A 26,081-nucleotide genomic window follows, 5' to 3' on the forward strand; every position below is an offset into this window, starting at 1 on the left:
CGCTGGTGTTTTGCTTGTCCGGCCGGTCCACGGTGACCGTCACGGCACCGTCACCCACGTCGACCAAGCACATCAGCGAGAGCCTCACCGGTATCCCCCATCGACGTTGAGGGTCGCACCGGAGACGAACGATGCTTCGTCGCTAGCCAGGTACATGACCGCATCCGCGACCTCCCCCGGCTCTCCACAACGGCCAAGCGCAAGTTGCTTGCCGATCGACTCTCGAAGATCCGCCGGCCAGGAATCCGCAACGTCAGTGAGGATCGGACCGGCCTCGATGGTGTTGACCCGGACGGTAGGGCCGAAGGCCCGAGCGAACCCCTTCGAGAGCGCTGCGAGACCAGCCTTCGACGCCGCGTATGGCAGAGAGTCCGGGCTCGGCCGGGTGGCTTCTACCGATCCCACGTTGACGACGACACCTCCGGAGCCCCGCATCATCCTCGAGCCGATCAGCGACGTCAGCCGGAACGGGCCGCGCAAGTTGACCGCGACGACCTTGTCGAACAGGGACTCGCTCACTCCGTCCAGCGAGTCGTACCGAGGGGACAGGCCCGCATTGTTGACCAGGACATCGACCGAACCGAACGTCTCGTACACGACGTCGACGAGCCGGTCGCAGTCGTCCCACGAGCTCACGTTGCACTTCACCGGCAGAGCGCGGACAGCGAACCTCCCGGCAACGCCGTCGGCTACCGCCTGGCAGTCACCAAGCTTGCGGCTGGCGACGACGACATGCGCACCCCGTTCAGCCAGCCGTTGCACAACTTCACGGCCGATCCCGCGGCTGCCTCCGGTCACCACTGCGACTCTTCCGTCGAAGTGAGTCCCCGGCACCAGTGACCGGCCCAGCCGGCTCACGTGCCCTCCTTCACCAGCAGGTGGCTCTGCGCACCCGTGGGGCGCGGATGCACGAGCCTGTCGAACGATCGCAGTTCGGTCCTCGCCATCGCCCGCCGATGAATCTCGTCCGGACCGTCGGCGATGCGCACAGCCCGCGCCTCCACATACATGCGCGCCAGCGGCGTGGTCGGGCCGAGACCCGCCGCGCCAAAGACCTGCATCGCCCGGTCGAGGACCCGGCAGGTCATGTTCGGCACCGCCACCTTGATCCCCGATATCTGGCTGGCAGCAGCCCGGTTCCCGACTGTGTCCATCAGGTGCGCCGCGTAGAGGGTGTACAGCCGCGCCTGGTCGATCTCGATGCGCGCGTCAGCGATCCACTCGCGAACCACACCCTGCTCGGACAGGGGACGACCGAACGTCGAACGGCTCCGTACCCGATCGATCATGAGTTCCAAGGCTCGCTCGGCCATACCGATCATGCGCATGCAGTGATGGATCCGACCGGGTCCCAGTCGCGCCTGAGCCATCGCAAAGCCGGCCCCCGCATCCCCGAGAAGGTTCGCGGCTGGCACGCGGACATTCTCGAAGCTCACAACAGCGTGGCTCTCGAATGTGTGGTTGCCGAGGATCGAGAGGTCCTCACGGACCTCGACGCCCGGTGTGTCGCGAGGGACGAGGACGATGCTGTGCCTGCGGTGCCGATCCGCGGCATCGGCGCCGGTGATGCCCATGACGATCAGCAGCTCGCACCGATCCCGACGGATGCCGGTGATCCACCACTTGTGCCCGTCGACCACCCATGAGTCGCCATCACGCGTGATGGCGGTCTGGATGTTGCCGGCATCGGACGACGCTAGGTCCGGCTCGGTCATCGCGTAAGCGGAGCGGATCCTGCCCTCGAGCAACGGCACGAGCCAGCGAGACTTCTGCTCGGGCGTGCCGAACATCGACAACAGCTCCATGTTGCCGGTGTCGGGAGCAGAGCAGTTCATCGACTCCGGCGCCAGGGGGATGCTTCGACCAGTGAGCTCAGCGATCGGCGCGTAGTCCAGGTTTGTCAGCGGCTCGTGACCAGGCTCAGGATGCGGCAGGAACAGGTTCCACAGACCGATCGAGCGCGCGTGGAGCTTCAGGTCCTCCAACACTGCTGGCTGTGGGCGGAAGCCGTGCGGGTCCTCGGGCTCGGACGACCACCGCCGTTCCGCGGGATAGACGTGCTCCTCAAGGAACTGTGCGGTCGTGGCAAGGAGCTGCTTGCCACGAGGAGATGGTTCGAACATGACACCGGTCCTTGATCGTCTCGAATCGGCACGAGGGACGGATGCGCGGGCGGGCGGCTCGACCATCCACCGCGCCGGCCCGGCAGGCTCCATCGCCTTTTCAACCTATGGACGATGGCGACCGCGCTCATCGGCTGTGACCCACAACACCACCAGGGCACTTTGTAGACGAACGACGTTGCTGGCGACGGTCGCCGCGACCAGAGTGAGTCGCCAGATCGTGTGGCCGGCGTCACTCGACTAGTGGATCAGGAAGGACACAGGAATGTCAGAACTCGTGCTGAAGCGAGAAGTGAGCTCCGCTGCTGTCGCCGTCGGTTCAGTTCTGATCGTCGTCCAGCTCTGGCTGCTGTTCTTCGCGTCCTGGCAGCCGCTCGTTGCGGCGGCCACTTTTCTCACCATGGTTCTCGTTCTGGCGTTCTGGACCTACCCATCACGGCACGTGAGCTTCGACCTCGCACTGTCAGCCCTTGCCTTCGTGCCCGTGTTGTACATGATCAGCGACTACGACGCCTTCCTGGCTCGCAGCTTCTTCGCCACCGGCACGGACGCCCTCGTTGTCCTGCTGCTGCTCGCGCTCATCTTCGAGGCTGGCCGGCGGGCGGCAGGCTGGGTGCTACCGGCCATCTGCCTTGCCTTGCTCGCCATCGTCACCCTCGGGAACTACCTCACCCTTCCGGGACTGCCTTCGGTCACAGAGGGTCGCTTGCTCGCGATGCTCGGCATGACCGACCAGGGGATCTTCGGAGGTACCCTCCGCACCGCCGCGAAGTGGATCTTCATCTTCTTGATCTATGGTCAGGTACTCCAGATGGCCGGCGCCAAGGACCTGTTCACCCGAGTCAGCTCCCTGTTCGTCCGGCGCTTTCGGGGTGGCAGCGGCTACGCCACCATCGTGGCCTCGATGACGTTCGGATCCATCTCCGGCAGCAATGTCGCCAATGTCATCGCCACCGGCCGTTTCACGATTCCACAGATGATGCGTGCAGGTGTACCTCCTGTGCACGCCAGCTCAATCGAGACCGTCGCCTCGACCGGCGGCGCCCTCGTTCCGCCCATCATGGGCGCCGCGGCCTTCCTCATTGCCGAGTACACGTCCATGCCGTACGCCGCGGTGCTCAAGGCTGCGCTGGTGCCAGCAGCGCTCTACTACCTGACGCTCTGGATCTACGTTTGGTCTCTCTCGGGGAGGTTGGGCCTTGAACGTCCCCAGACGAACAGCGCCCCGCTCGTGGAGCCAGAAACCCGCACCCGGCTCGCCTTTCGCAGCGTGTTCGTGCTCGGCAGCATCGGCTGGATAGTCTTCCGAGTCCTGGAGCGTCACCCGCTGGAGTATGCCGCCGTCGAGGCGATCGGCATCTGCCTGCTGGGGGTGCTCGTCACTGATCGCGACCAGTTCAAGCCGACTCACCTCAGGACACAGATCGCCAGCTTCTGTGTGTCGGCCAGCACTGTCGTCATCGCCTGCGCGCTGGCCGGTGTCATCACGGGCACCTTGTACATCTCCGGATCGGGCCTGGGGCTCGCCCGCGCCGTCGGAGACCTCGGCGAACGAGGCGTACTCCTGGCACTCCTTGCCGCCATGGTGGTCGTGATCATTCTCGGTCTGGGCGTCCCAGGGATCGCGTCGTACATCATCGGCGCAAGCCTGCTCGTCACTCCGCTGGTCAACCTCGGCTTCGACCCTATCGGGGCCCATCTGTTCATCTACTTCTTCGCGCTGTTCGCTGGGGTAACTCCGCCGGTCGCCATCACCGCCTTCGCCGCGGCCGGCATCTACAACCACAACGCAAACCGCGTCGGCTGGCGAGCCTTCTGGGTGAGCATCCCGCTCTTCCTGATCCCGTTCTTCGTCATGACCCGCGACGGCCTACTGCTGAATTTCGACTCCTGGTCAAGCCTCTTGAGCCAGATCACGGTCACGGCCGTCGGCCTGATGGCGTTCGCAGTCGCCGTCGCCGGGTGGCTCCGAGTCCGACTGAGTCTGCCGGGACGAGTCGCCGCCGCAGTCGTCGGCGTGATGCTCAGCTTCAACGTCGCAACGCTGACCGTCATTGGGTTCGCGCTGCTCGCCACACTCGTCGTGCTCATCACAGTCGCACCGCAGCGACTCACTCACCACGACGACCAAGACAAGGCCATCGATCCCGACCTGACCACCGCTCCCAACCACTGACAACCACGAAAGAGAAACCCATGCGATCACTGACCGTACGCCGCATCGTCCCCCTCGGCCTCGTCGTCCTCCTCGGGACTGCGTGCAACGCCGCCACCGGCGGCGCCGGCGACTGGACAGCCGGCGAAGAGGCCACGCTGCGGGTCGGGGCGACCAACCCCACGTCGTCGTCCTACACCATCTCCGTCGGGCACAAGGATCTCGCCGAGAACGCCATCGACGGTCTGACCTATGAGCTCACCGGGACCCAAGGCGGACCCGAGGGGATGGAGCTGCTGAAGTCTGATGAAGTCCAGGTAGCAGTGGCCAACAATGCGAGCGCATTCCCCGAGTACTCTGACGGCGGTAGGGACACCATCCGCAGTCTGTTCCCTCTCTACACGGTGGAGCTTGCGCCGGTGATCCTCAACAACGACACCGACGCGTCGAACTTCACCGAGCTGCTGGGCGGAACGATCGCGACGGGTCCGGTCGGCTCGTCCCTCGAAGTCGGGCTGCGCGAAGTCCTCGAGGGACTCGACGGAAGCGAGGACGACTTCCGCACCGTACTCAAGGCCTCACCCGAGGACGGCGTCTCCGCCCTGGTCGCCGGACGCGTCGATGCCGCTTGGATCGCCACCGCCCATCCGACGAGCCAGCTGATGGAGCTGCGCGCATCACGTGACGACATGGACTTCGTGGACTTCACGCCGGAGCAGATCGAGCAGATCTCAGAGCAGTTCCCGTACTACTTTGCCAGCGAGATCTCCGCTGACACCTACGACACCCCCCGAGACATCAGTGCGCTCGGCTCCACGGCGGGCCTGTTCGTTCGCGCCGATGTCAGCGACGACCTCGTCTATGAGTTGGTCAAGGCCTGGTGGGAAAGCCGTGAGGAGCTGGCCGTCATCCATCCCAGCCAGGAGAATCTGGACGAAGAGGTAGTCCGCCGCCAGGGTGAGAGCATCGAGTACCACCCCGGGGCGCAGCGCTACTTCGAGGAGATCGGGGTTCTGTCGTGAACATCCGACTGTCCCCACACCCCATCGATCCACAAGCTCACGGCGCGGCCGCGTCGGACCTGATGGTCTTCCGCACCCTCGGCGCCGTCCCGAAGCTCCGGGAGAAGATCTTCCAGCTCGGCGGCAGGTTCCTACACGGTGGGTCCATCCCGGCACGGGAACGTGAGATCGTCATCCTGCGCACCGCCGGCCTCATCGGCTGCGAATACGAGTTCGCCCAGCACTCCCTGCTCGGGCTCGACGCCTCCATGAGCCCGACCGAGATCGACTGGTGCCTCGGGTGGGGAGAGCCCAACTGGTCAAGCAGCGACCTGGCCCTGATCCAGTTGGCCGAGGAGATCGGGCACGACGGCGCCGTCAGCGAGGTCACCACGGAACACCTCGCACGTTCATGGGACACCGAACAGATCGTCGAGCTCGTCCTGCTGGCCGGCTTCTACCGCATGGTCGGGGCTTACCTCACGACCTTCGGCGTCGAACTGGATGACGGCATCGAGCCGTGGACCCCGCAACGCAGCCGGCACGAGGAGCTCTCGTGACGTCCTCGAACGCCGCGGCTCGGCCTCTGCAGGGACTGAAGGTACTGGATGCCTCGTCGATCATCGCTGGTCCGATGATCGGCGGCGTGCTTGGCGACTACGGCGCAGATGTCGTCAAGATCGAGCACCCCAACGGTGACGACAGTCGCAACCTCGGCTCCAGTGAGAACTCGACCGACCTGTGGTGGAAGTTCCTGAACCGAGGCAAGCGTTGCGTCACGCTGAACCTCGGCTCGCCGGACGGGGCCGAGGCGTTCGCCGAGATGGCAAAGGATGCTGACGTCGTGATCGAGAACTTCCGGCCCGGCCGGTTTGACGCGTGGGGCCTGACGTATGACCGTCTCAGCGCGGACAATCACGGACTGCTGCTCCTACGACTGACCGGCTTCGGACAGGAGGGGCCCTACGCGCAGCGGCCTGGATTCGGCACCCTGGCCGAGGCGATGTCCGGGGTTGCGCACCTTACCGGCGAGCCCGACGGCCCTCCCATACTGCCCGGCTTCGCCCTCGGAGACATGCTGGCCGGGATCATCGGGGCAGCCGCCGCTGGCTTCGCGCTGTGGGCCCGCGACCGGCCTGACGGGACGCAACGCGGCTGCGAGATCGACCTGAGCCTCACCGGCTCCCTGCTCTACGTCCTCGGTCCGCAGATGGTCGAGTTCGACCGGCTCGAACGCTCACCGATCCGCCGCGGAAACAGCGCCGGGCGATGGCCACGCAACACGCACCAGTGCAGTGACGGAGCCTGGATCGCATATTCGGCCGTGTCCTTTCGCATGGTTCGTCGACTCCTGGAAGCCGTCGAGCACGGTGAAGACCCACGCTTCGCGGACGCCGAGAAGGCGCAGACCCACGGAGCCGTCGTCGACCAGCTCTTCGGCGCGTGGGTAGCCCAGCACGAGCGCGAGCACGTGCTCAAGACGCTCGCGGCGCTCCAGGTACCAGCCGCACCCATCAATGACGCAAGCGCCGTGGCCAACGACCCACACTTCGCTGAGCGACACTTGGCCCGTGTACCCGACGGTGAGCGGGACGTGCTGATGCCGATCGGTCCCTTCCGAATCGACGGGGAACCGGCCGTGGCCCGCCATGCCGGACCCGCAAAGGGAACCTCCAACGACGAGATACTGGGGGACCGACGGCACCTGAGCGCCGAGAACCATGCTGCGCTCCGCGCGCCCCACCCGTTCTGATGCATACCCTGAGGCCGTGAGAGACGACGACTCGCTGACCACTATCGGCAGGCTCTCCTCGGCGTCGCTGAGTCAGCTCCTGGACGAGAGCCTACGGATAGGTCAACGCGTGACGGGCGCACCGATCATCTGGTGCGCCCTGCTTGAAGGTGGGACACTCCGCATGCGCAGCCACCTCGGCCTGCGTCATGAGGATCTCGCCAAGGACTGGCGGCTCGACATCGGGGAGGGCATCGGGGGCAAAGTGATCTCCACCGGCGTCCCGGCACTGGTCTACGACTACGCGGCGCACCCGAACCGAGTGGTCGATCCGGTCGGCCAGGCCGGTGCCCGACGCCGGGTGCACGTCACGGAGTCCTTGCGCTGCTCGATGCTGGTCCCCTTGGGCACCGACGGCGGCGGCATCTTCGGGCTCATGGTCTTCGCCAGCCGGGAGAGCGGTGCGTTCGGGTCGGAGGACCTAGCGTCCGCGCGGGAGGTCTGTGCAGTTTCGTCTGCCGCGATCGGGTCACGGCTCGCCCAGGAGGCGGGGCAGCGCGACGCGGCACGACGCCGGAGTCCGGCCGAACGTCTTCTAGCGGCCGTGGTGGACCGAGTTGTCGCGCACGACGACATCAGCGGCGGGGTCGATCTGCTGGGCAGCTTCCTCGGCTGCGGCGTGCGGTTGGTCGACAGCAGCGGCGAAGTGGTGGCCCAGCACGGTGACGTGACGCTGTCGGACACACTCGGCTTGGCGGTTCCCGATGGCGAACGGGCTCCCGGAATCCTCGGGTTCTCCGAGGACGTGGTCTCCGACGGGCTGTCCCCCGAGCTGATGGAGAATGTTGTTGCCGTCTTCGGCGCGGCACTCGCCCGCGAGCGGAGGACGCTCGAGTCCGACATCGGCGAACGCAGCCGCCTGTTTGAGCGCCTACTCAGCGCACCAGTCGGGCACCGAGAGCGGATCCAGTGCACGGCGCTCCTGGGTCTCGACCCGCGCGGGTCAGTGCAGGTCACTGCTGTGGGCCCGCCCACGGACGATCCACGACATGCGGACCTCATCCGCCTCACCGACCGAGTCGTCCGGATGGGGACGGTGACGACCGCCAAGCCGCTGGTCGTCCTGCATGGGGACACCGTCGTGGTCGTGGCCACCGAGTCGGATACAGACCTCTCGATGTTCGAGGGGATGCTGTCAAGACGCTGGCCCGAACTCAACTTCGGACGCTCTGGGGTCGTAGACGTCTCCGAGCTCCCGCAGGCCGTGGACGACGCCGCCTTTGCCTTGGAGGTGGCGCGTCTGCGCTCACCGGGCGAGCGTGTCGTGTTCGATGACATGTTGGCCGACGACCTGGTCGCAAGCTTCTTTCGACCCAGTGCCGTTCATCGCCTGACCAAGGAGATCCTGGGGCCGGTGATACGCGACGGCGAGCGCGGCATCGACTACATCACGACACTGCACACCTTCTTCGCCTGCAACCGTCGCCTGGATCGCGCAGCCGAGGAACTTCACCTGCACGTCAACAGCTTGCGCTACCGCTTGACCAAGATCGAAGAACTGACTGGACGGGACCTGCGTGATCCCGACGACATCTTCCTTCTCGAAGCTGCGGCGCGACTGGCGGTCGCGTCAGCGTCCCTTGCACCTGAAGTCGCCGACCCATCTGGGGAGTCGCCGTCGTGAACCATCAGGAGCGAGCCTCAGTCCACTAGCACCGACGGGAGCCACGTCGACAGCTGAGGGATGAAGGTGATGACGAGCAACGAGATGATCGCGGACAGGATGTACGGCACGACGCTGCGCATGATCTCGTTCGCGGGGATCTTGCCGATGTTGGAGGCCACGAACAGATTGACCCCGACCGGCGGCGTGAACTGGCCGATCGCTAGGTTCACCGTGACGAAGACACCCAGGTGAATGGGGTCGACTCCCAGCTCGAGCGCGATCGGCAGGATGACCGGCAGGAAGATGAAGTAGGCCGAGATCGTGTCCAGGAAGAAGCCCGCGACGAGCAGGACCGCGTTGATGACCAGCAGGACGACGATCGCCGAAGAACTGATCCCGACGATGCTCTGCGCAAGGTCCTGGGCCACCCGGGTGGTGGTCAGGAGATAGGCGAAGACCGTCGCAAGAGCCACGATGTACATGACCGACGCAGTGGAGACCGCAGCGTCGACGAGCACGTCGAGCAGCTTTCGCGGCGAGATCTCCCGGTACACGACCACACCGACGAACAGTCCGTAGACCACTGCCACACCAGCGGCTTCCGTCGGGGTGAAGATCCCGCTGTAGATGCCGCCCAGGATGATCACCGGCGTGAGAATCCCCCACAGGGCGTCGCGGAAGGCAACCAGCTTCTCTCGGTAGCTGTGACGTTCACCGACGATGAAGTTGCCCTTCACGCCCATGACGATGTACGTGCAGGCAATGAATCCCGCAGCCACGAGCAGACCAGGAACGACGCCGGCCACGAACAGTTCTGCCACCGACACCTGCGCCAGTGAGGCGAACACGATGAACGCGACTGACGGCGGGATGATGATCCCGATGCTGCCGGAGGAAGCCAGTAGCCCGCCGGCCATACCGCGGTCGTACCCCTGAGCCACCATGGCGGGGATGAGCACGGCGCCCAGCGCCGCAACGGTGGCCGGCCCGGAACCTGATATCGCGGCGAAGAACACCGCCGCGACGACCGCGCTCAGCGCAAGCCCACCTCTCAGTCCGCCGAGCAAGGTCTCCACGCAGTAGATCAGCCGTCGGGAGATTCCGGCCTTCTCCATGATGAATCCGGCCAGGATGAAGAACGGGATCGCGAGCAGGGAGTACTTGCTGATCGCCGAGTAGACCGTCGGGGCCAGGATGGAGTAGGACATACCGGTCCACCAGAGCCCCACGACCGAGGACACGCCGAGAGACACGGCGATCGGGACGCCGAGCATGATCAGGATGAAGAACGACCCGAAGAGGACGAGGGCGAGATCCATGACTAGAGCCCCTGCCCCTCGTGCCGAAGCGCTCTGAGCTCCTTCACCACAGATTCCACAACCCGGAACACGATGATCACCGACGCGACGGGAACCGAGGCGCCGGCAACCCACTCCGGCAGCTCGAGGACCGACGTCGTCTGGTTGAACTCGATCTGCTGACTCACCATCTGGAACCCACTGACCGCAAGGAAGACCAGGAGGACGGCCGACATCAGACCTGAGAAGACGATCAGGGACCACCGCCACCGAGATGGCACCCTCTCGGCCAGGAGCGGGAGCCCCAGGTGCTGATTACGCTTGTACGCGATCGCCGAGGCCAGGAACACCAACCAGATGAACGCGATGAGGAGAATCTCTCCAGTGAAGGACCAGGATGCGCCCAGCAGGTATCTGGACAGGACGTTCCCGAAGTTGAGGATCACCATCGCGAGAAGAAGCGCCCCCACCAGCACTTCCTCCAAACGATCCAGTACGCGCACTTGCCCTCCATTGCCGTGCCCCGACACCTGATCTGGTCCCCGCGCGGTGCACCGGGCTCCGTGGGTCCTGCTCCTGCCGACTACTCCGGGTAGCCGAACACCTCACGAAGCTCCGGGCTGAACTCGTCACGGAACTTCTCGTACACCGGAGCCATGGCCGCGATGAACTCCTCGATCTCGTCCTCGGTGGGGGTGTAGACCTCCATCTCTGCCTCCAGCGTGCTGATCGCTTCCTCCTCGGCGGCCTGCCCATGCGCCGTTGCTTCGGCGGTTGCCTCCCGACCGGCCTCCATGAAGATCTCCTGGTCCTCAGACGTCAGACCCTCGTAGAAGTCGTTGCTGAAGGTCGTGAAGAAGAAGTCGTAGTTGTAGTTGGTCAGGGAGATGTAGTCCGCTGTCTCGTAGAAGTTGTTGGTCACCGCGACGTCGGCGACAGCCTCCATGCCGTCGATGGTCCCCTGCTGCAGCGCGGTGTAGACCTCGGTGAAGTCCATCTCGACCGGGTCAGCGCCGAGGGCGCGATAGAGATCGAGGAACAACGGAGTTCCGGGGACACGCATCTTCAGCCCTGCCAGATCGTCCGGTCCCTCGATCGGTCGAGTGTTGTTGAGCATCTGCCGGTACCCGGTGCCGCCGATACCCACCGGTGTCACCCCGTTCTCACCGAGGGCGTCCAGGACGAGCTCTCCTCCCTCGCCGTTGATGATCCCCTCCACCTCATCGAACGTGGGCAGGATCCACGGAAGTGCGGTGATGGACAGGGTCTCATCGAAGCTGGACCAGATGAGACCTGAGGTGATGTCCACGTCGTACGACCCTTGACGGAGCATCTCGATGGCCTTGCGCTGGTTGCCCGAGGCCAGCTGTCCGTTGGCGAAGATCTCCACGGTGTACCGACCGTCGGTCTCCTCCTCGATGATCTCGGCGAACTTCTCCGCGCCCACCTGCCAGGAGGATTCTTCAGTCAGGGTGTGTCCGAAGCGGACCACGGTGGGCCCCGCGCCAGGTCCGCCCCCCGAACACGCCGCCACGAGTCCCAGACTGAGGAGCGTCAGCGCGGCAACGAGTGCCTTGAGGTGCATTCTCTTCATTGTTCTTCAGGCCTTCCTGATACATGGACAACCGGGTCTTTGCTCGGGGTCACGCCGGGACCGTCTCCAACGAGACGAGTGCGCCGTCGCCGGCCAGCTCGCGGCGCAGGACGTCGACGTCCACCTCTCGAAGCTCGATGCCCTCGGACACGGCCAACGAGGCAGCTACTCCAGCGGCTTCACCGACGGCCATGCACGTCGACATCGCACGGGTCAGCCCGAAGGGGTACGGGTCCACCGAGATGCATCGTCCGCTGGTGAGGAGCCCGTCGCGGTTCCTCGAGACCAGGCAGCCGAACGGGATGCCGATCGCATGGGCAGACGGCAGGAAGTTCAGCCCGTGTCCCTGGTGGATGTCGATGTTGTACCCGGCCAGCGCCACGCTGTCGTTCGGCACCAGGAGCTGCTCGATCGACTCCTTGGTCACGGTGGAGATCCCCGTGACGCGACGACTCTCCCGCGCGAACGTGTTCGATGCAGTGTTGGCCAGGAAGGAGTTCTCGAACCCGGGGCAGTACTTTTGGAGGAAGGCCACCAGCGTCTGGACCTGTCGTTGGCCCTGCACCTCCGCGCGGGTCATGCTGCGCGAGTCCGTCGGGTCGGTGTCCAGCACGCGGGTCGCGTTGACGACGACCTCGTTCTTGTTCGGCTGCCGGGCGAAGATGATCCGGTCTCGGGGAATGTCCTCGAAGTCCCCGTTCGCTCGCGCCTGGTCGATGAACTCCCCGAACCCTGTGAAGTAGAAGGACTCAGACTCCAGGAAGTACTCGACGGTGTACTCCATCCCCGGCCCGTACGTCGCGGGGGTGGCAAAGGTCTCGGGGTGGTCCTTGATGTACTCGAGGAGCCTGTCGATGTCGACGTTGCCCATGCTGAAGACGAGCGAGACCGGTTGGATCGACTGGTCGTCCCCGGAGCCGACCTCGTAGTCCGCACCGGCCAGGTAGGCGGCCGTGCCGTCTCCAGTGGCGTCGACGAGCACGTCGCAGTGCAGGCGATAGGACGCCCCGCGCGAGAAGAGCGTCGCACCTGAGACCTTCCCGTTCTCGACGGCGACGTCCGAGACCTCGGCGCCGAGCAGGAGCTCGACTCCCGCTTCCTCGCACATCTCGGAGACGACACTGCGAAACACGAACGGGTTGACCGGGGTGATCGAGTTGTGCAGCGGGCAGGGAATGTGCCCGTGGAAGCTTCCCCCGGCGGCCTCCAGCCGCTGCACGATCTCATCTCCCACGCCGCGCACGACCTGGTTGCCGGTGCGGTCGAAGAACGCCAGGAGAGGGAGTCCGGTGGCAGCGACACCGCCGAGGAAGGAGTTGCGCTCGACCAGCAGTGTGCGCATCCCGCGGCGAGCGGACGCGATGGCGGCCGGGATGCCGCCGGGGCCACCGCCGATGACGACGACGTCGTACCGTTCAAGTTCTTCCTGGGTGTTCATCATGAGCTCCGTTCGAGAGGCGGCCGGGCAGGGCCGTCGTTGTCGCTGCAGTCGGTGCCGGAGTTGGGAGGCGGACTGTGTCTCGACCCGCATCAGCTGCCGCCACCTGCCGCCGGTGCGGGTCTCCTCGGTGAGTGACTCGCTCCACCACGACTCGTCGGCGACACCACCAGCACCGAGAATGCTGGCGCGGGCTGCGCAAACGGTCAAGACTGATGCACATCTGTGCAAACTGGCCCTGGGAGCGGTGTCGGCCCGATACCGGACCGTCCGAGCACGGTCGCCTCACCCGGCGACCTCCCTCGGGGCTCAGCCCTCGGCCAGGAGGAGCCGCGCGGTGGGATCGTCGATGACCAGCTCGCTCACGTAGCCTCCCTGCAGAGCGGCCCGCAGGGCAGGGATCTTGTGGTCGCCGGAGACCGCGCAGACCCGGTGGCGCACATGCCGCAGGATGTCGAGATCCGGCCCGCTGCTGCGATCGTTCAGCGCGATCCCCTGGTGACTCCCGTCGGGCCGCAGGTACGTCGTGGCGATGTCGCCGACAGCCCCCGCGGCCGACAGCTCCTGGAAGTCCGAGGCATCCAGGTGGTAGCCCGTCAGGTAGGGGCTGCTCGGCACACCCTGCTCCACGGTGCCGACGCTGAAGACCACCGCGTCGGCGTTCTCCTGGATGACCCGGATGGACCGCACCGAGCGTTCGGCGAGCAGTGCCTGCCGTGTCCGGGCATCGTCGAAGAATATGGGCACCGGGTAGGGCTGGACGAAACCATGGAAGGCGTCTCCGAAGGAGGCCAGGATCGATGCCGCGTGGTGCACTCCCGGGGTCCGGGAGAATCCTGTGCCGTTGAGCTGCACGAACTGCATGTTCGAGGTGGTCTTGGGGACCAGGTGCTGGCTGATCGCATTGACCATCGTTCCCCAGGCGATGCCGACGATCATGTCGGACTCCAGCACCGAGGCGAGCAGTCGAGCAGCGTGGCTGGCGGTGCGCTCGATCCGCTCCGCCGGGCTGGCGCCGGAGGGCACCCTGACGACATGTGCGCTGACACCGTGGGCCCGCTCGACCAGAGCCTGCAGCGGGTGCGAGGGCGAGTCCGGCGGAAGGACCTTGATCTCGACCAGCCCAGCGTCACGCGCATGACTCAGTAGTCGCGACACGGTGGACCGGGAGGTTCCGAGGTGGCGGGCGATCGCCTCCATCGTCCAGTCGTGCATGTAGTACTTCTGCGCCACCAGGAGCGCGAGCTCATGGCGCCGGGCGACGGTCTCGGAGTCCGGCCGTTCCCGCAGACGCCGTTCGTCGGCCTCGGCAGGTGGATCCGCCCCGGGACCGGTCGTTCTGCTCATCTGTACTCCCCTGTGTCCACCGAGCCCCCTGCCCACAGAGCCCCCTCTACCTACCCGAGCCACTGCTATCGAGCCGGTGCGTGGACGGCGGCCGTCGCAGGGTGCGCTCCAGCCACCTCGGCTGCGGAGGGCTGGCGGCGAGTCTCCATCACCAGTGCACGCTCGGTCAAGCAGGAGTGCACATCTGTGCAAGCACCGTCCGCGCAGGCCCACCCTGCTCGACCACTCGACGTCCGGGCCCGGCGCTACCGTCACCCGTGGCCGACGCCTCGCGCGATGCGCTCCAGGCCATCGGCCAGGACCTGTGGCGTCGTGGCGTAGTTGAGCCGTACGTGTCCCTCACCGTGACCGAACGGCAGCCCGGGCTGCAGCGCGACGCGACCTCTCTGGAGCAGCGTCGCCGCCGGGTCGTCGCCCAGGCCCAGGGGGCGCAGGTCCAGCCACCCGAGGTAGGTGCCGGGGCCGAGGTGGGCCCTGACGTCGGGCAGCTCAGTGGCCAGGAACCGCGCCACTTGCGCACGGTTGTCGACCAGGTCGGCGACGACGGCGTCCAGCCAGTCGCGTCCCTCGCGCATCGCGGCCACGTGCGCAATGGTGCCGAGATGGCTCGGCCCGTGGGAGACCAGCCAGGACATCCCGGCCAGCTCGTCACTCGTCGCGACCCCACCGATGAGCAGCGCGGCCTTGATGCCAGCGAGGTTCCACGCCTTGGAGGCCGAGACGACGGCATAGGCATCGGCAGACCCGGCGACGTCGAGATAGGGGACGAAGTCACGAGGGGCGAGCGGGGAGTGGATCTCATCGACGACCACCCGAACCCGGTGCTCGCCCGCCAGTCGCGCCACGGCCTCCAGCTCCTCGCGGGTATGGACCGCGCCGGTGGGATTGTGCGGGCTGCACAGCAGGTAGGTCACCGCACGGCCACCGAAGGCTGCCCGCTCGAAGGTCTCTCCCAGCTCCTGCGGGTCGAGCCGGCCGTCGGATCCGAGTGGCGCCTCCACCAGCGATCGCTCGCACTGACGGACCGCCTCGAAGAACGGCGGGTAGACCGGAGGATTGACCACCACGGGATCCCCGGGCGACGACACCAGGGCGATCGCCGTCGCGATGCCGGTCATGACGTCGGCGACGTCGGCGGTACGGGCGATGTCGACCTCGACGCCCCAGCGGTCGGCGGAGAGCTCCGCCCACGCCTCGGCGTACAGCGGCTGAGGTGACGGATAGCCGGTGTCGCCGCGGCCGACGGCGTCGTGCAGGGCCTTGGCCACGGGTTCGGCAAGTGGTGCGTCCATCTCGGCCACGAACATCGGCAGGACGTCGTCGGGGTGCTCGCGCCACTTCATGCTGGTGCGGCGACGGAGCTCGTCCAGGGTCAGCTCATGCAGCGGGTGCATGGTCTCAGTCTCACACCGACGCCCAGCAACCACGCCGTGGCATCGCGTGACGTCGAGAAGGGTGATCGGTGCGTGAGCAACCCTATAAGCCGACTTTCGGTTGGTACGGCACCGATGCGCGAGTCCGTCGCCCTTTCGGTTGCGAAGGCACCGATCACGGGTCAGGACGACTGGCGCGGTGAGGTGGGGCCGGCGGTCAGGTGCTCGCGCACCAGGTCGCCGAGCCGGCGCATGTCCGTGAGCACACGGTCGCGGGGGTCGACGCCGTCCTCCCAGCCGGCCAGCACCGCGTAGGCGAGGCCGCCCGCCGGGCCCCTGACGAGGCCGACGTCGCCGCGCACGGTGCTGGTCGTCCCGGTCTTGTTGACCAGCGTGAGACCACGATCGGGCTCGGTGTGCGCGAGCGGGTCGAGGCCGAACGCCGCCGCCGTCATGGAGAGATCAGCGTTGACCGCCACCCAGCGCAGCACCTGGGCGCTCACCGCTGGCGAGATGACCTCTCCACGGTGCAGGCGCGCCATCAGCTCGGACAGCTCACCGGCGTTGCCGCGAGACAACGTCGGCGGGTCCGTGGGCCGGCGGTCGTCGCGCACGCGGTCGAGCAGCGCCGAGTGCGTGAAGCCGAGACCACGGCTGCGTTCCGTGACGGCCGCGATGCCGATCCGTCGCATGAGGACATTGGTCGCGAGGTTGTCACTGAAGCCGCCGACGAGCCAGCACAGGTCACCGACGGCCAACGCGCCACGGCTCATCAGGTACCAGATGCCGGAGTCGGCGACGTCGTCGCCGGGCGTCCGCTCGAGCTCCTCGGCGAGGTCGAGCACTCCGCTCTCGGCCAGCGCGGCGATCTCGACGAGCAGAAAGAGCTTGCCGATGCTGGCCGTGTGCAGCACGGCATCCGCGCGGTGCTCGAGGAGCACCTGCGACGTCGCGGCGTCCCGCACGCACACCGACCACTGTGCATCCGGGGTCAGCTCGGGCAGGCGCACCGCTACACCGTAGTCACGAAAACGCCGCAGGACCCGCAGACCGCCCTCGGGCGAGGCCAGATCGTGGAGGATGGGCCTGTGGACATGACTGCTCCGGCCGTGACCCATCCCGCCGCCCGGGCCGCCCTACGGCGCGCTCCCGTCTTCGACGGCCACAACGACCTCGCATGGGAGACGCGGCTGCGTCGTGACTACTCCGTGGAGGGGCTGGACGGCGACCTGACCGGACGCGGCCACACCGACATCGCCCGGCTCCGTCGCGGTGGCGTGGGCGCGCAGTTCTGGTCGGTGTTCGCACCGTGCGACGAGCGTGGGGCCGACGCCGTCACCTACACCCTGGAGCAGATCGACTTCGTGCGGCGGATGATCGAACGCCACCCCGAGACCTTCGCACCCGCATGGTCCGGTGACGACGTGCGGCGCGCCTGGGAGCAGGGTCGCATCGCCTCCCTGCTCGGCGCCGAGGGCGGACACAGCATCGACGGGTCGCTCGCCGTGCTGCGCCAGCTCGCCGCGCTCGGGGTGCGGTACATGACCCTGACCCACAACGAGAACACCGCATGGGCGGACTCGGCCACCGACGAGCCGGTGCACGATGGCCTGACCGCGTTCGGCCGCGACGTCGTGCGGGAGATGAACACCCTCGGGATGCTCGTGGACCTCTCGCACGTCGCGGCCACCACGATGCGCGACGCCCTGGAGGTCACGGCGGCTCCGGTCATCTTCAGCCACTCCGGCTGCCGGGCGGTGACCGACCATCCACGCAACGTCCCCGACGACGTCCTGCAGCAGCTGTCCGGCAACGGCGGGGTCCTCATGCTGGCCTTCGTCCCGACGTTCGTCAGCTCAGACTTCCACCGCTGGTGGGAGGGCGACCGCGCCGACGCTGCCCCCGTGGTGGGGGTCGAGGAGGTCGTGGCGCACGTGGAGCACGCGCGGGAGGTCGCCGGCATCGAGCACATCGGCCTCGGCGGCGACTACGACGGCTTCGCCACCTTCCCCCAGCGGCTCGAGGACGTGTCCGGGTACGCGGTGCTGCTGGACGCCCTCGCCGAGCGCGGCTGGTCCACCGACGAGCTCGCCCACCTGACCGGCGAGAACATCCTGCGCGTCCTCGACGCCGTCCCCTGACCCTCACCGGCCGAGCGGGTGCCAGGAACGCCTCACCCCGACGTGGTGGCTGCTCCCCGCTCCAGGACCCGCGGCAGGTTGGCCGGCTCCAGCGCCCACCGGGTGAGCAGGTCGACCATGCCGGTCACCCCCGCATCGTGCGGGTGCTCGCTCACCCTGATCTGCAGGTCGCGCGTGGCCAACGGCAAGGAGTTGTGGGCCACCCGTTCACGGATGCCCGAGAGAAGGTGCTCGCCCGCGGCAGCCAGCTGACCCGCCACGACGACCTCCGACGGATTCAGCAGGCTCACCGCGTGCGCCAGACCCAGCCCGAGGACCCGACCCGCCTCACGGATCCGTGAGATCGCATGCGGCTCACCCCGTGACATCAGTGTCAGCACGTCAGCGACCTCGCCGACGTCGAGCCCGTCCTCGGCCAGGTCTCGTGCCACCGCCCAGCCACCGGCGTACGACTCCACGCAGCCGAGCTTGCCGCAGTGGCACAGCGGCACGGGCCGGCTGTCGTCCGGCTCGACGCGCGTGTGGCCGAGGTCGCCCGCGGCACCCTGCGCACCCCGCACGATCTCGCCGTTGCTGACGATGCCGACACCGACTCCCGTGCCGACCTTCACCAGCATGAGGTCACGGCGTCCGAAGCCGTCCGCTCCTCTGGAGAGGACCTGCTCACCCCACGCCATCACGTTTGCGTCGTTCTCGATGAGCACGGGCACGCCCAGCGCCGGCTCGAGGACCTCGGGCACCGCCAGCCCGTCCCACCCGAGCATGATCGGCGGGGAGACGACCCGTCCGGACCCGTGCTCGATGGGACCCGGCAGGCTCATCCCCGCGGCCCACACGTGCGAGTCCTCTCGCGTGGGCAGGTTCTCGACCCCCGCGAGCACGACGTCCAGCACCACGTCCGGGCCGTCACGCACGTCGAGCACCACCTCCGTCTGCGACAGGACGCGGCCGTCGAGGTCACAGTGCGCCAGTCGGGCCGCGGAGGCCCCGACATCGGCGACCAGCAGGCTGCCCGCGGCGGGGTCGAAGCGGAACCGGGCGGCGGGGCGACCCCGGGTTCCGGTGTCGTTGCCTGCCGTACTCACCAGGCCCAGACCCACGAGCTCGTCGAGCCTGCCGTTGACCGTCACCCGGGCCCACCCGGTGTGGTCGCCGATCGCGGCCCGGGTCATGGGCGGACGGGTCCGCACGATGCGCAGCAGGTCAGCAGCGCCGTCCGACAGGCTCATGGGCCTCCTTGATCGCGTGGTCACCGTAGGGAGAAGGCATCTCCCGTTTCAAGAGGAAGTTTTGTCTCTTGACAGTATCAATGTCCAATCATAATGTCTGTCTCTAGACAAAAGGAGTGCTCATGACCCCCACCACGTTTCCCCGCCGAGCCCTGCTCGCCCTCGCCCTGCCGGCCCTGCTCATCGCGGCTGCCTGTGGTGGCGGTGAGGACGCCGGTGATGAGTCCGTCGCCGCCGTCATCAAGGGCCTGGACAACCCGTTCTTCCAGACGATGCGCGACGGCATGACCGACCAGGCGGACCGCAGCGACATCGACGTCGAGATCCAGGCCGCCCAGTCGATCACCGACACCACCGGCCAGGGTGAACGCCTCTCCGCAGTGGCACAGCAGCCTTTCGGATGCTTCGTCGTGAACCCCATCTCCGGCAACAACCTCATCCAGGGCCTGGCCCAGGTCGCCGCCCAGGACGTCCCGATCGTCAACATCGACCAGCCGATCGACGACGACGCCGCGCAGACCGCGGACGTCTCCGTCGACACCTACATCGGCACGGACAACGTCGAGGCCGGAGCCCTGGCCGGGGAGCAGATGATCGAGCTGGTGGGCGAGGGCAAGGTCGCGATCATCGGCGGTGTCGCCGGTGACCAGACCAGCAACGACCGGATCGCCGGCTTCACCGAGGCAGCCGAGGACACCCTGGACCTGCTGCCCGTCGTCGCGGCCGACTGGAACCGCCAGCAGGCCTTGACGACCGCCAACGACCTGATGACGGCCAACGACGACCTGGCGGGCATCTTCACCGCCAACGACGACATGGGCCTGGGTGCCGCCCGCGCGGTCGCCAACGCCGGCAAGAGCGACGACGTCCGCGTCATCAGCCTCGACGGCAACGAAGAGGCCCTGCAAGCGGTCGCGGACGGGGCCCTCGACGCGACGGTCGCGCAGTACCCGTACGCCATCGGGCAGCTGGGGCTGCAGGCGTGTGAGCAGCTGATGGCGGGCGAGGAGGTGCCGGAGGAGGTCGCGGCGCCGGTCGCACTGATCACGCCCGACAACGCGGAGACGGCGATCGAGCGGTTCCCGGAGCCGGTCGAGGACTTCGACAACCCGCTCGACTGACCCGGCTCCGACAGCAGCCAAGGAGCAAGCATGAGCAACACCGCGCCCACGACACCCCCGCCGACGACCTCTCGGTCGATCGACCTGCGCCGTCGGCTCGCCGACCCGACCTTCTGGGCGGACTCGGCGTCACTGGTCGGCTTCGTCGGCCTGGTCATCATCTTCTGGATCCTGGACCCGACGTTCGTCACCACCGGGAACATCCAGGCCATGCTGTCGGCAGGAGCAATCCTCGTCGTGCTGACGGTCGGGCAGACCTTCACCGTGGCCACCGGCGGCATCGACCTCGCCGTCGCGTCCACCATGACGTTCAGCGCCATCATGTTCGGCGTGGCGTTCGGGGCCGGGTGGCCGACCCTCGTGTGCTGCCTCGTCGCGATCGTCGCCGGCACCGCGTTCGGTCTCCTGCAGGGGGTACTCATCGGACGCGGTGGGATCACCGACTTCATCGTCACCCTGGGTGGACTCTCGGTGGCCTCCGGTCTCGCCCTGGTCATCTCCGACGGCCAGCCGCAGACCGTGGTGGACGGCTTCATGCTGCGGCTCTCGACGCAGGGCATCGGGATCGTCGGCTATGCGGTCATCGTCGCCTTCGCCGTGGCGGTGCTCGCCCACGTGGTGCTGTTCCACACCCGCTTCGGGACCCATGTCCTGGCCGCAGGTGGCGCCCGCGAGGCCGCCACCGCGACCGGTATCAGCGTGCCGCGCATCAAGACGGCCGTCTACACGATCAGCGGGTCGTGCGCCGGGCTCGCCGGAGTGCTCCTGGTGGCGCGCATCGGTGCCGCCGAGCCCGCCGCGAACACCCAGTTCCTGCTGAACGCGGTTGCGGCGGTCGTCCTCGGCGGAGTAGCGCTGGTCGGTGGCCGCGCCACGATCATCGGTCCGTTCTTCGGCGCGCTCCTGCTCACGGCGCTCACCAACGGCCTGACCCTGGTCGGTGTCTCGCAGTACTACCAGCCCGTCGCGGTCGGCACCGTCGTGGTGGCAGCCGCCTACCTCTCGAGGTACCAGAAATGACAGAGCCCGCTCCCAGCGACTCCACCGTCCGCCCGCTGCTCGAGGCACGCGGGGTGTCCCTGTCGTTCGGCAGCGTCCGCGCGCTGCAGGACGTAGACCTGACACTGCAGCCCGGCGAGATCACCGCGATCGTCGGGGACAACGGCGCCGGCAAGAGCACCTTCGTGCGCTGTGTGTGCGGCATCCACCAGCCCGACGCGGGCTCGATCCTGCTGGCCGGCGAGCCCATCGGCTTCCGCAGCCCCGAGGAGGCGCGCAACGCCGGGATCGAGACGGTCCACCAGAACCTGGCCCTCGTCGAGGACCTCACGGTGTGGCAGAACCTGTTCCTCAACCGGGAGCTGACGCGCGGCATCGGACCGCTGCGGCTGCTCGACCGTCGAGCGATGCGTCGTGAGGCGCAGCGCATGGTCGCCACGCTCTCGGTCAACGTCCCGCAGGTCGGCGCCAAGGTCCGGCGCCTCTCCGGCGGACAACGGCAGGCCGTCTCCATCTGTCGTGCCGCCGGCTTCAGCTCGCGCCTGGTCATCATGGACGAGCCCACGGCGGCGCTCGGCGTGCAGGAGACGGCCCGCGTGGAGGAGCTGATCCGCTCGTTGCGCGACGAGGGCCATGCCGTGCTGCTCATCAGCCACAACTTCGACCAGGTGATGCGGCTGAGCGACCAGGTCTGGGTGATGCGCGCCGGCCGGTGCGTCGCGGGTCGTCGCACCACGGCGACCACGGGCGAGGAGATCGTCGCGCTCATCACCGGCGCCCAGGCCGCCTGACCTTCCCCCTCGAGACAGGAGAGACCCCTTGACCTCCCGCAACCCCCTGGGCGTGCACGCCCTCGTCTGGGTCGGCGACACCAGCCCGACGTCGGTGGCCAGTGCGATCGAGAGCACGGCTGCGGCCGGCTACGACCTGCTGGAGCTGTCGCTGCACGACAGCACCAGCCTGGACGTTCCTGGCACGCGCGACGCTCTGCGCGAAGCCGGTCTCCAGGTGGCCTGTTCTCGCGGTCTGGCCTTCGACGCAGACGTCTCCAGCGACGACCCGGCCGTCGTCGCCCGCGGACAGGAGCTCCTGCAGGAGTCCCTCGAGGTGACGCACGCGCTCGGCGGGACGCACCTGACCGGCGCCCTGTACTCGGCGCTCGGCAAGTACAACGCCCCCCTGTCGAGGACCGGGCGCTCCCACGTCGTCGGAGTCCTGACCGAGCTCGCCGCCGAGGCGGCCGCCCGCTCGATGACGCTCGGGCTCGAGGTGTGCAACCGCTACGAGACCCACGTCGTGAACACCGCACGACAGGCACTCGCCCTGGCCGACGACATCGCGGCCGACAACGTCGTCATCCACCTCGACACGTACCACATGAACATCGAGGAGGACGACCTCGTGCGGCCGGTGCTGGAGGTCGGCGACCGGCTCGGCTACGTCCACGTCGGTGAGAACCACCGTGGGTACCTCGGCTCGGGGCACCTGGACTTCACGGCCTTCTTCCATGCGCTGGCCGACGTCGACTACCGCGGGCCGATCACGTTCGAGTCGTTCTCGTCGGCCGTGGTGGCCGAGGGACTGTCCAGCGACCTGGCGGTGTGGCGCGACCTCTGGGACGACGGGACCGACCTCGCCGTCCACGCGCACGGGTTCCTGCGTCACGGACTGGCTGCCGCAGCGCACCGGTCATGAGCCGCGCCGGGGCGACATCCGTGCCCAGGGTCGACCAGTTCGGGGACCTCGTACACCGGGCCCGCGCCCTGGTGCCGGCGTTGGGACGCGCGGTGCTCGGCATCGCGGGACCGCCCGGTGCAGGCAAGTCGACGCTCGCCGAGGCGTTGGTCCGTGAGCTGGCGGCGACACCCCCGCCGGGGCACGATGCGCTGTGGGTCGCGCACGTCCCGATGGACGGATACCACCTCGCCGACGTCGAGCTCGCGCGGAGAGGACGGCTGGAGGCCAAGGGCGCCCCGGACACGTTCGACGCGCACGGCTACGCAGCCCTGCTGGAGCGACTCGGCTCGAGCCACCCTGATGAGATCGTCTACGCCCCGATGTTCGAGCGTGAGCTGGAGCAACCGATCGCCGGAGCGGTTCCCGTGCCACCGACCGCCCGGCTCGTCGTCACCGAGGGCAACTACCTCCTGGTCGACGATCCTGCCTGGCAACGGGCCCGATCTGCGCTGACGGAGGTCTGGTTCTGCGTGCTCGGGGACGAGGTGCGTCGTGACCGTCTGGTGCGGCGGCACGTGCGGTTCGGCAAGAGTGTCGACGCCGCCCGCTCGTGGGTGCAGGGCACCGATGAGCAGAACGCGGCGCTCGTCACCGCCACGCAGGACCGAGCGGACCTGGTCGTGACCCCCGGGGCGATGCCGGGACCCTGAGCAGGAGAGCTCAGCCCTGCGGACGCCGCGGCCCGCACGACGCTCCCACCGGACCGGCTCAGGCGGGGGGACGCGGTGGGTCGGAGATGGAAAGCATCGTCTCGCTGAACAGGTCGATGCTGTCGTCGCGCGAACGGCCCGTTCCGCCACCGCCGAGCACCGAGGCAAGCTCGCCGACCGCCCGCTCGATCCGGCCTCCGAGGGCACTCGTGCCCTCGCTTCCCCAGTCGTGCGGGGAGGCGAAAACGCCGGTGGGCACGACCAGGGCCTGCAGGTAGGCGAACAAGGGCCGCAGCGCGATGTCGATCGCCAGAGAGTGCCGGGCGGTCCCGCCGGTGGCTGCGAGCAGGACCGGCTTGCCGATCAGCAGGTCCTGGTCGAGCGTGTCGATGAACGTCTTGAACAGGCCCGTGTACGACGCCTTGAAGATCGGGGTGACGACCACGAGGGCGTCGGCAGCGGCCACCGTGTCGATGACGTCCTGAAGACGAGGTGCGGCGTAGCCGGACAGGGCGGCGTCGGTGATGTCGTGCGCCAGAGGTCGCAGCTCCACCGTGGTCACGCTCGCGTCCGGGATCTGCTCAGTGACCGCCTCAGTGACGCGGTCGGCGAGCAGCCGGCTCGTCGACGGGTCGCTGAGCCCGGCACTGATGGCGACCACGGCGGGGGTTCCGGGGCGTGGCTCGAGGGGCGTACCGGTCATGAGAGCACCTCCTGCCCCGAGGCATCCTGGGCGGCGTCGCGTGCGGCCACCCGGGCGGCGTGGGTGGGGGCGTCGGGCACCCCGGCGGCCCGACGGGCGTCGAACTCGGCGCGCAACGTGGGCAGGACCTCGCCGAGCTGGTCGAGCTGCTCCAGCACGGTCTTCAGCGGGAGACCCGCATGATCGACGATGAAGAGCTGGCGCTGGTAGTCGCCGAAGTAGTCCGCGAACGTCAGCGTCTTCTCCACGAACTCCTGCGGGCTGCCGACGGTGAGCGGCGTCTGGGAGCTGAAGTCCTCCAGGCTCGGCCCGTGTCCGTAGACGGGAGCGTTGTCGAAGTAGGGGCGGAACTCCCGCACGGCGTCCTGGCTGTTGGGCCGGATGAAGAACTGGCCGCCGAGGCCGACGATCGCGTGCTCGGGCTCGCCGTGGCCGTAGTGGGCGTAGCGCTGCCGGTAGAAGTCGATCAGCCGGATGTAGTGCTCCTTGGGCCAGAAGATGTTGTTCGCGAAGTAGCCGTCGCCGTAGTAGGCGGCCAGCTCGGCCACCTCAGGCGTGCGGATGGAGCCGTGCCACACGAACGGGGCGACGCCGTCGAGCGGACGCGGGGTGGCGGTGAAGCCTTGCAACGGGGTGCGGAACTTGCCCTCCCACGTCACGACGTCCTCCTCCCAGAGGCGGCGCAGCAGCTGGTAGTGCTCGATGGTGAGCTCGACGGCCTTGCTGCCGTCGTAGCCGAACCACGGGTAGACGGGGGCCGTGTTGCCGCGACCCAGCATCAGGTCCATCCGGCCGTCGACGAGGTGCTGCAGGGTGGCGTAGTCCTCGGCGATCTTGACCGGGTCGTTGGTCGTGATGAGCGTCGTGGACGTCGACAGGATGAGGTTCTCGGTCTGCGCACCGACGTAGGCGAGCGTCGTGGTGGGACTCGACGGCACGAACGGCGGGTTGTGGTGCTCGCCGGTGGCGAAGACATCAAGCCCGATCTCGTCGGCCTTCTTGGCGATGGCGACCGTGTTCTTGATCCGCTGGTGCTCGGTGGGCACGGAACCGTCGGTGGGGTCGGGCGTGACGTCGCCGACGGTGAAGATGCCGAACTGCATGCTGGTCATGATGCCTCCTGGGTCGATACCCCCCACAACTAGTTCAAGATTCAACTTATTCCCGCTGTGTAGGTTCCCCACGAGACCGCTCAATACATGCGCAACACACACGAAGTTCGTGTGCGTAGCGCCGGGTTTGAGCGGTCTCGTGGGAAACCTCATCACTCGGGAGACGTCAACGCCGCTGCGCGAAGAAGTCGCGCAGCAGGTCCGCGGACTCATCGGCCAACAATCCGGCCTCCACCTCGGGCCGGTGGTTGAGCCGGCGGTCGCGGACGACGTCCCACAACGAACCGACGGCGCCGGCCTTGTCGTCCCAGGCGCCGAGGACCAATCGGCTGATGCGGGAGGAGACGATCGCGCCGGCGCACATGGTGCAGGGTTCGAGCGTGACCACGAGGGTGCAGTCGTCCAGCCGCCACGAACCGGACTGCGTGGCCGCGTCCCGCAGCGCCACCACCTCCGCGTGGCCGGTCGGATCACCATCACGCTCGCGGACGTTGAACCCCTCGCCCAGCGCCTCACCGCGCGGGTCCAGCACCACAGCACCCACGGGGACGTCACCGGTCCTCGCCGCGAGCGCTGCGAGCTCGAGCGCACGGCGCATCGCCTCCGAATGGTTCACCCGGACAGTCTCCCGCACCCTCAGTCCTGGAGCGCTCCGGACCACC

24 protein-coding genes are annotated in these 26,081 nt (G+C 67.6%); 11 read left to right on the top strand and 13 right to left on the bottom strand.

What is annotated here, in order from left to right; all coding sequences use genetic code 11:
• Positions 1-84: 84 nt before the first annotated feature.
• Together ACEVFP_RS19275 and ACEVFP_RS19280 are read right to left on the bottom strand one after the other, a co-directional pair.
• Entirely contained in the window at positions 85-858 is a 774-nt protein-coding gene (locus ACEVFP_RS19275; RefSeq protein ID WP_375001143.1) for an SDR family NAD(P)-dependent oxidoreductase, read from the bottom strand.
• Positions 855-2,123, bottom strand: a complete 1,269-nt coding sequence (locus ACEVFP_RS19280) for an acyl-CoA dehydrogenase family protein (RefSeq protein ID WP_375001144.1) — start codon at positions 2,121-2,123, stop codon at positions 855-857. The genes ACEVFP_RS19275 and ACEVFP_RS19280 overlap by 4 nt, the downstream gene beginning before the upstream one ends.
• 265 nt (positions 2,124-2,388) lie before the next feature.
• Between ACEVFP_RS19280 and ACEVFP_RS19285 the strand changes: the two genes are divergently transcribed.
• The 5 genes from ACEVFP_RS19285 to ACEVFP_RS19305 are packed head-to-tail and all read left to right on the top strand — an operon-like array spanning position 2,389 to position 8,695.
• Complete coding sequence (locus tag ACEVFP_RS19285; RefSeq protein WP_375001145.1) at positions 2,389-4,299, top strand: TRAP transporter permease; 1,911 nt, start codon at positions 2,389-2,391, stop codon at positions 4,297-4,299.
• Positions 4,300-4,319: 20 nt separating this feature from the next.
• Positions 4,320-5,300 (top strand): TAXI family TRAP transporter solute-binding subunit, encoded by a 981-nt coding sequence (locus ACEVFP_RS19290; RefSeq protein WP_375001146.1) that lies wholly within the window; start codon positions 4,320-4,322, stop codon positions 5,298-5,300.
• Positions 5,297-5,839 (top strand): carboxymuconolactone decarboxylase family protein, encoded by a 543-nt coding sequence (locus ACEVFP_RS19295; RefSeq protein WP_375001147.1) that lies wholly within the window; start codon positions 5,297-5,299, stop codon positions 5,837-5,839. The genes ACEVFP_RS19290 and ACEVFP_RS19295 overlap by 4 nt, the downstream gene beginning before the upstream one ends.
• On the top strand, positions 5,836-7,032 hold the full coding sequence (locus ACEVFP_RS19300; protein ID WP_375001148.1) for a CaiB/BaiF CoA transferase family protein: 1,197 nt from the start codon (positions 5,836-5,838) through the stop codon (positions 7,030-7,032). Before ACEVFP_RS19295 ends, ACEVFP_RS19300 begins: the two co-directional genes overlap by 4 nt.
• Positions 7,033-7,048: 16 nt before the next feature.
• Positions 7,049-8,695 carry a helix-turn-helix domain-containing protein gene (locus ACEVFP_RS19305; RefSeq protein WP_375001149.1) on the top strand — a complete coding sequence of 549 codons (1,647 nt, stop codon included), beginning with the start codon at positions 7,049-7,051 and terminating at the stop codon, positions 8,693-8,695.
• 17 nt (positions 8,696-8,712) lie between these two features.
• Here the strand turns inward: ACEVFP_RS19305 and ACEVFP_RS19310 are convergent, their stop codons facing one another.
• From ACEVFP_RS19310 to ACEVFP_RS19340, 7 genes are all read right to left on the bottom strand, one after another.
• The gene (locus ACEVFP_RS19310) at positions 8,713-9,996 is read right to left on the bottom strand and encodes a TRAP transporter large permease (RefSeq protein ID WP_375001150.1); all 1,284 of its coding nucleotides are present in this window, start codon (positions 9,994-9,996) and stop codon (positions 8,713-8,715) included.
• Positions 9,997-9,998: 2 nt separating this feature from the next.
• Positions 9,999-10,505, bottom strand: coding sequence for a TRAP transporter small permease (locus ACEVFP_RS19315; RefSeq protein WP_375001151.1), 507 nt, complete (start codon positions 10,503-10,505; stop codon positions 9,999-10,001).
• A 53-nt stretch (positions 10,506-10,558) separates the two neighbouring features.
• On the bottom strand, positions 10,559-11,560 hold the full coding sequence (locus ACEVFP_RS19320) for a DctP family TRAP transporter solute-binding subunit (RefSeq protein ID WP_375001152.1): 1,002 nt from the start codon (positions 11,558-11,560) through the stop codon (positions 10,559-10,561).
• Between the two features lie 58 nt (positions 11,561-11,618).
• The gene (locus ACEVFP_RS19325) at positions 11,619-13,007 is read right to left on the bottom strand and encodes an FAD-dependent oxidoreductase (protein WP_375001153.1); all 1,389 of its coding nucleotides are present in this window, start codon (positions 13,005-13,007) and stop codon (positions 11,619-11,621) included.
• Between the two features lie 309 nt (positions 13,008-13,316).
• The gene (locus tag ACEVFP_RS19330) at positions 13,317-14,354 is read right to left on the bottom strand and encodes a sugar-binding transcriptional regulator (RefSeq protein ID WP_375001154.1); all 1,038 of its coding nucleotides are present in this window, start codon (positions 14,352-14,354) and stop codon (positions 13,317-13,319) included.
• A 251-nt stretch (positions 14,355-14,605) separates the two neighbouring features.
• Positions 14,606-15,748: a MalY/PatB family protein gene (locus ACEVFP_RS19335; protein WP_375001155.1), complete on the bottom strand. Its 1,143-nt coding sequence runs from the start codon at positions 15,746-15,748 to the stop codon at positions 14,606-14,608.
• Between the two features lie 161 nt (positions 15,749-15,909).
• On the bottom strand, positions 15,910-16,737 hold the full coding sequence (locus ACEVFP_RS19340; RefSeq protein WP_375001156.1) for a serine hydrolase: 828 nt from the start codon (positions 16,735-16,737) through the stop codon (positions 15,910-15,912).
• Between the two features lie 84 nt (positions 16,738-16,821).
• On the opposite strand from ACEVFP_RS19340, the gene ACEVFP_RS19345 reads away from it, so the two are divergent.
• Positions 16,822-17,868 (top strand): dipeptidase, encoded by a 1,047-nt coding sequence (locus ACEVFP_RS19345; RefSeq protein WP_375001157.1) that lies wholly within the window; start codon positions 16,822-16,824, stop codon positions 17,866-17,868.
• Positions 17,869-17,900: 32 nt separating this feature from the next.
• Here ACEVFP_RS19345 and ACEVFP_RS19350 read toward each other — a convergent pair whose 3' ends face one another.
• On the bottom strand, positions 17,901-19,097 hold the full coding sequence (locus ACEVFP_RS19350; protein ID WP_375001158.1) for an ROK family protein: 1,197 nt from the start codon (positions 19,095-19,097) through the stop codon (positions 17,901-17,903).
• A 122-nt stretch (positions 19,098-19,219) separates the two neighbouring features.
• Here ACEVFP_RS19350 and ACEVFP_RS19355 point away from each other — a divergent pair, with 122 nt between their 5' ends.
• Genes ACEVFP_RS19355 through ACEVFP_RS19375 form a run of 5 tightly spaced genes read left to right on the top strand, consistent with a single transcriptional unit; the run spans position 19,220 to position 23,604 of the window.
• Entirely contained in the window at positions 19,220-20,218 is a 999-nt protein-coding gene (locus tag ACEVFP_RS19355; RefSeq protein WP_375001159.1) for a substrate-binding domain-containing protein, read from the top strand.
• 30 nt (positions 20,219-20,248) lie between these two features.
• On the top strand, positions 20,249-21,238 hold the full coding sequence (locus ACEVFP_RS19360; protein ID WP_375001160.1) for an ABC transporter permease: 990 nt from the start codon (positions 20,249-20,251) through the stop codon (positions 21,236-21,238).
• On the top strand, positions 21,235-22,008 hold the full coding sequence (locus ACEVFP_RS19365) for an ATP-binding cassette domain-containing protein (RefSeq protein ID WP_375001161.1): 774 nt from the start codon (positions 21,235-21,237) through the stop codon (positions 22,006-22,008). Before ACEVFP_RS19360 ends, ACEVFP_RS19365 begins: the two co-directional genes overlap by 4 nt.
• A 28-nt stretch (positions 22,009-22,036) precedes the next feature.
• Positions 22,037-22,912 (top strand): sugar phosphate isomerase/epimerase family protein, encoded by an 876-nt coding sequence (locus tag ACEVFP_RS19370; protein ID WP_375001162.1) that lies wholly within the window; start codon positions 22,037-22,039, stop codon positions 22,910-22,912.
• Positions 22,909-23,604: a nucleoside/nucleotide kinase family protein gene (locus ACEVFP_RS19375; RefSeq protein ID WP_375001163.1), complete on the top strand. Its 696-nt coding sequence runs from the start codon at positions 22,909-22,911 to the stop codon at positions 23,602-23,604. The genes ACEVFP_RS19370 and ACEVFP_RS19375 overlap by 4 nt, the downstream gene beginning before the upstream one ends.
• A gap of 58 nt (positions 23,605-23,662) precedes the next feature.
• Here the strand turns inward: ACEVFP_RS19375 and ACEVFP_RS19380 are convergent, their stop codons facing one another.
• The 3 genes from ACEVFP_RS19380 to tadA all read right to left on the bottom strand — a co-directional run bounded on the left by ACEVFP_RS19380 (position 23,663) and on the right by tadA (position 26,035).
• Entirely contained in the window at positions 23,663-24,307 is a 645-nt protein-coding gene (locus tag ACEVFP_RS19380) for a CE1759 family FMN reductase (protein WP_375001164.1), read from the bottom strand.
• Entirely contained in the window at positions 24,304-25,410 is a 1,107-nt protein-coding gene (locus tag ACEVFP_RS19385) for a CE1758 family FMN-dependent luciferase-like monooxygenase (protein ID WP_375003871.1), read from the bottom strand. Before ACEVFP_RS19385 ends, ACEVFP_RS19380 begins: the two co-directional genes overlap by 4 nt.
• A gap of 175 nt (positions 25,411-25,585) precedes the next feature.
• Positions 25,586-26,035, bottom strand: a complete 450-nt coding sequence (gene tadA / locus ACEVFP_RS19390; RefSeq protein WP_375001165.1) for a tRNA adenosine(34) deaminase TadA — start codon at positions 26,033-26,035, stop codon at positions 25,586-25,588.
• Between the last annotated feature and the right edge of the window lie 46 nt (positions 26,036-26,081).

The sequence above is a fragment of the Aeromicrobium sp. CTD01-1L150 genome, from assembly GCF_041951745.1.
In the GTDB taxonomy this organism is placed as follows: domain Bacteria; phylum Actinomycetota; class Actinomycetes; order Propionibacteriales; family Nocardioidaceae; genus Aeromicrobium.

Coding starts and splice junctions, on each gene's coding strand:
- ACEVFP_RS19280 (WP_375001144.1), bottom strand. CDS start 2,123: ATGTTCGAACCATCTCCTCGTGGCAAGCAGCTCCTTGCCACGACCGCA.
- ACEVFP_RS19285 (WP_375001145.1), top strand. CDS start 2,389: ATGTCAGAACTCGTGCTGAAGCGAGAAGTGAGCTCCGCTGCTGTCGCC.
- ACEVFP_RS19290 (WP_375001146.1), top strand. CDS start 4,320: ATGCGATCACTGACCGTACGCCGCATCGTCCCCCTCGGCCTCGTCGTC.
- ACEVFP_RS19310 (WP_375001150.1), bottom strand. CDS start 9,996: ATGGATCTCGCCCTCGTCCTCTTCGGGTCGTTCTTCATCCTGATCATG.
- ACEVFP_RS19320 (WP_375001152.1), bottom strand. CDS start 11,560: ATGCACCTCAAGGCACTCGTTGCCGCGCTGACGCTCCTCAGTCTGGGA.
- ACEVFP_RS19325 (WP_375001153.1), bottom strand. CDS start 13,007: ATGAACACCCAGGAAGAACTTGAACGGTACGACGTCGTCGTCATCGGC.
- ACEVFP_RS19330 (WP_375001154.1), bottom strand. CDS start 14,354: ATGAGCAGAACGACCGGTCCCGGGGCGGATCCACCTGCCGAGGCCGAC.
- ACEVFP_RS19335 (WP_375001155.1), bottom strand. CDS start 15,748: ATGCACCCGCTGCATGAGCTGACCCTGGACGAGCTCCGTCGCCGCACC.
- ACEVFP_RS19345 (WP_375001157.1), top strand. CDS start 16,822: ATGACTGCTCCGGCCGTGACCCATCCCGCCGCCCGGGCCGCCCTACGG.
- ACEVFP_RS19350 (WP_375001158.1), bottom strand. CDS start 19,097: ATGAGCCTGTCGGACGGCGCTGCTGACCTGCTGCGCATCGTGCGGACC.
- ACEVFP_RS19355 (WP_375001159.1), top strand. CDS start 19,220: ATGACCCCCACCACGTTTCCCCGCCGAGCCCTGCTCGCCCTCGCCCTG.
- ACEVFP_RS19360 (WP_375001160.1), top strand. CDS start 20,249: ATGAGCAACACCGCGCCCACGACACCCCCGCCGACGACCTCTCGGTCG.
- ACEVFP_RS19365 (WP_375001161.1), top strand. CDS start 21,235: ATGACAGAGCCCGCTCCCAGCGACTCCACCGTCCGCCCGCTGCTCGAG.
- ACEVFP_RS19375 (WP_375001163.1), top strand. CDS start 22,909: ATGAGCCGCGCCGGGGCGACATCCGTGCCCAGGGTCGACCAGTTCGGG.
- ACEVFP_RS19380 (WP_375001164.1), bottom strand. CDS start 24,307: ATGACCGGTACGCCCCTCGAGCCACGCCCCGGAACCCCCGCCGTGGTC.
- ACEVFP_RS19385 (WP_375003871.1), bottom strand. CDS start 25,410: ATGCAGTTCGGCATCTTCACCGTCGGCGACGTCACGCCCGACCCCACC.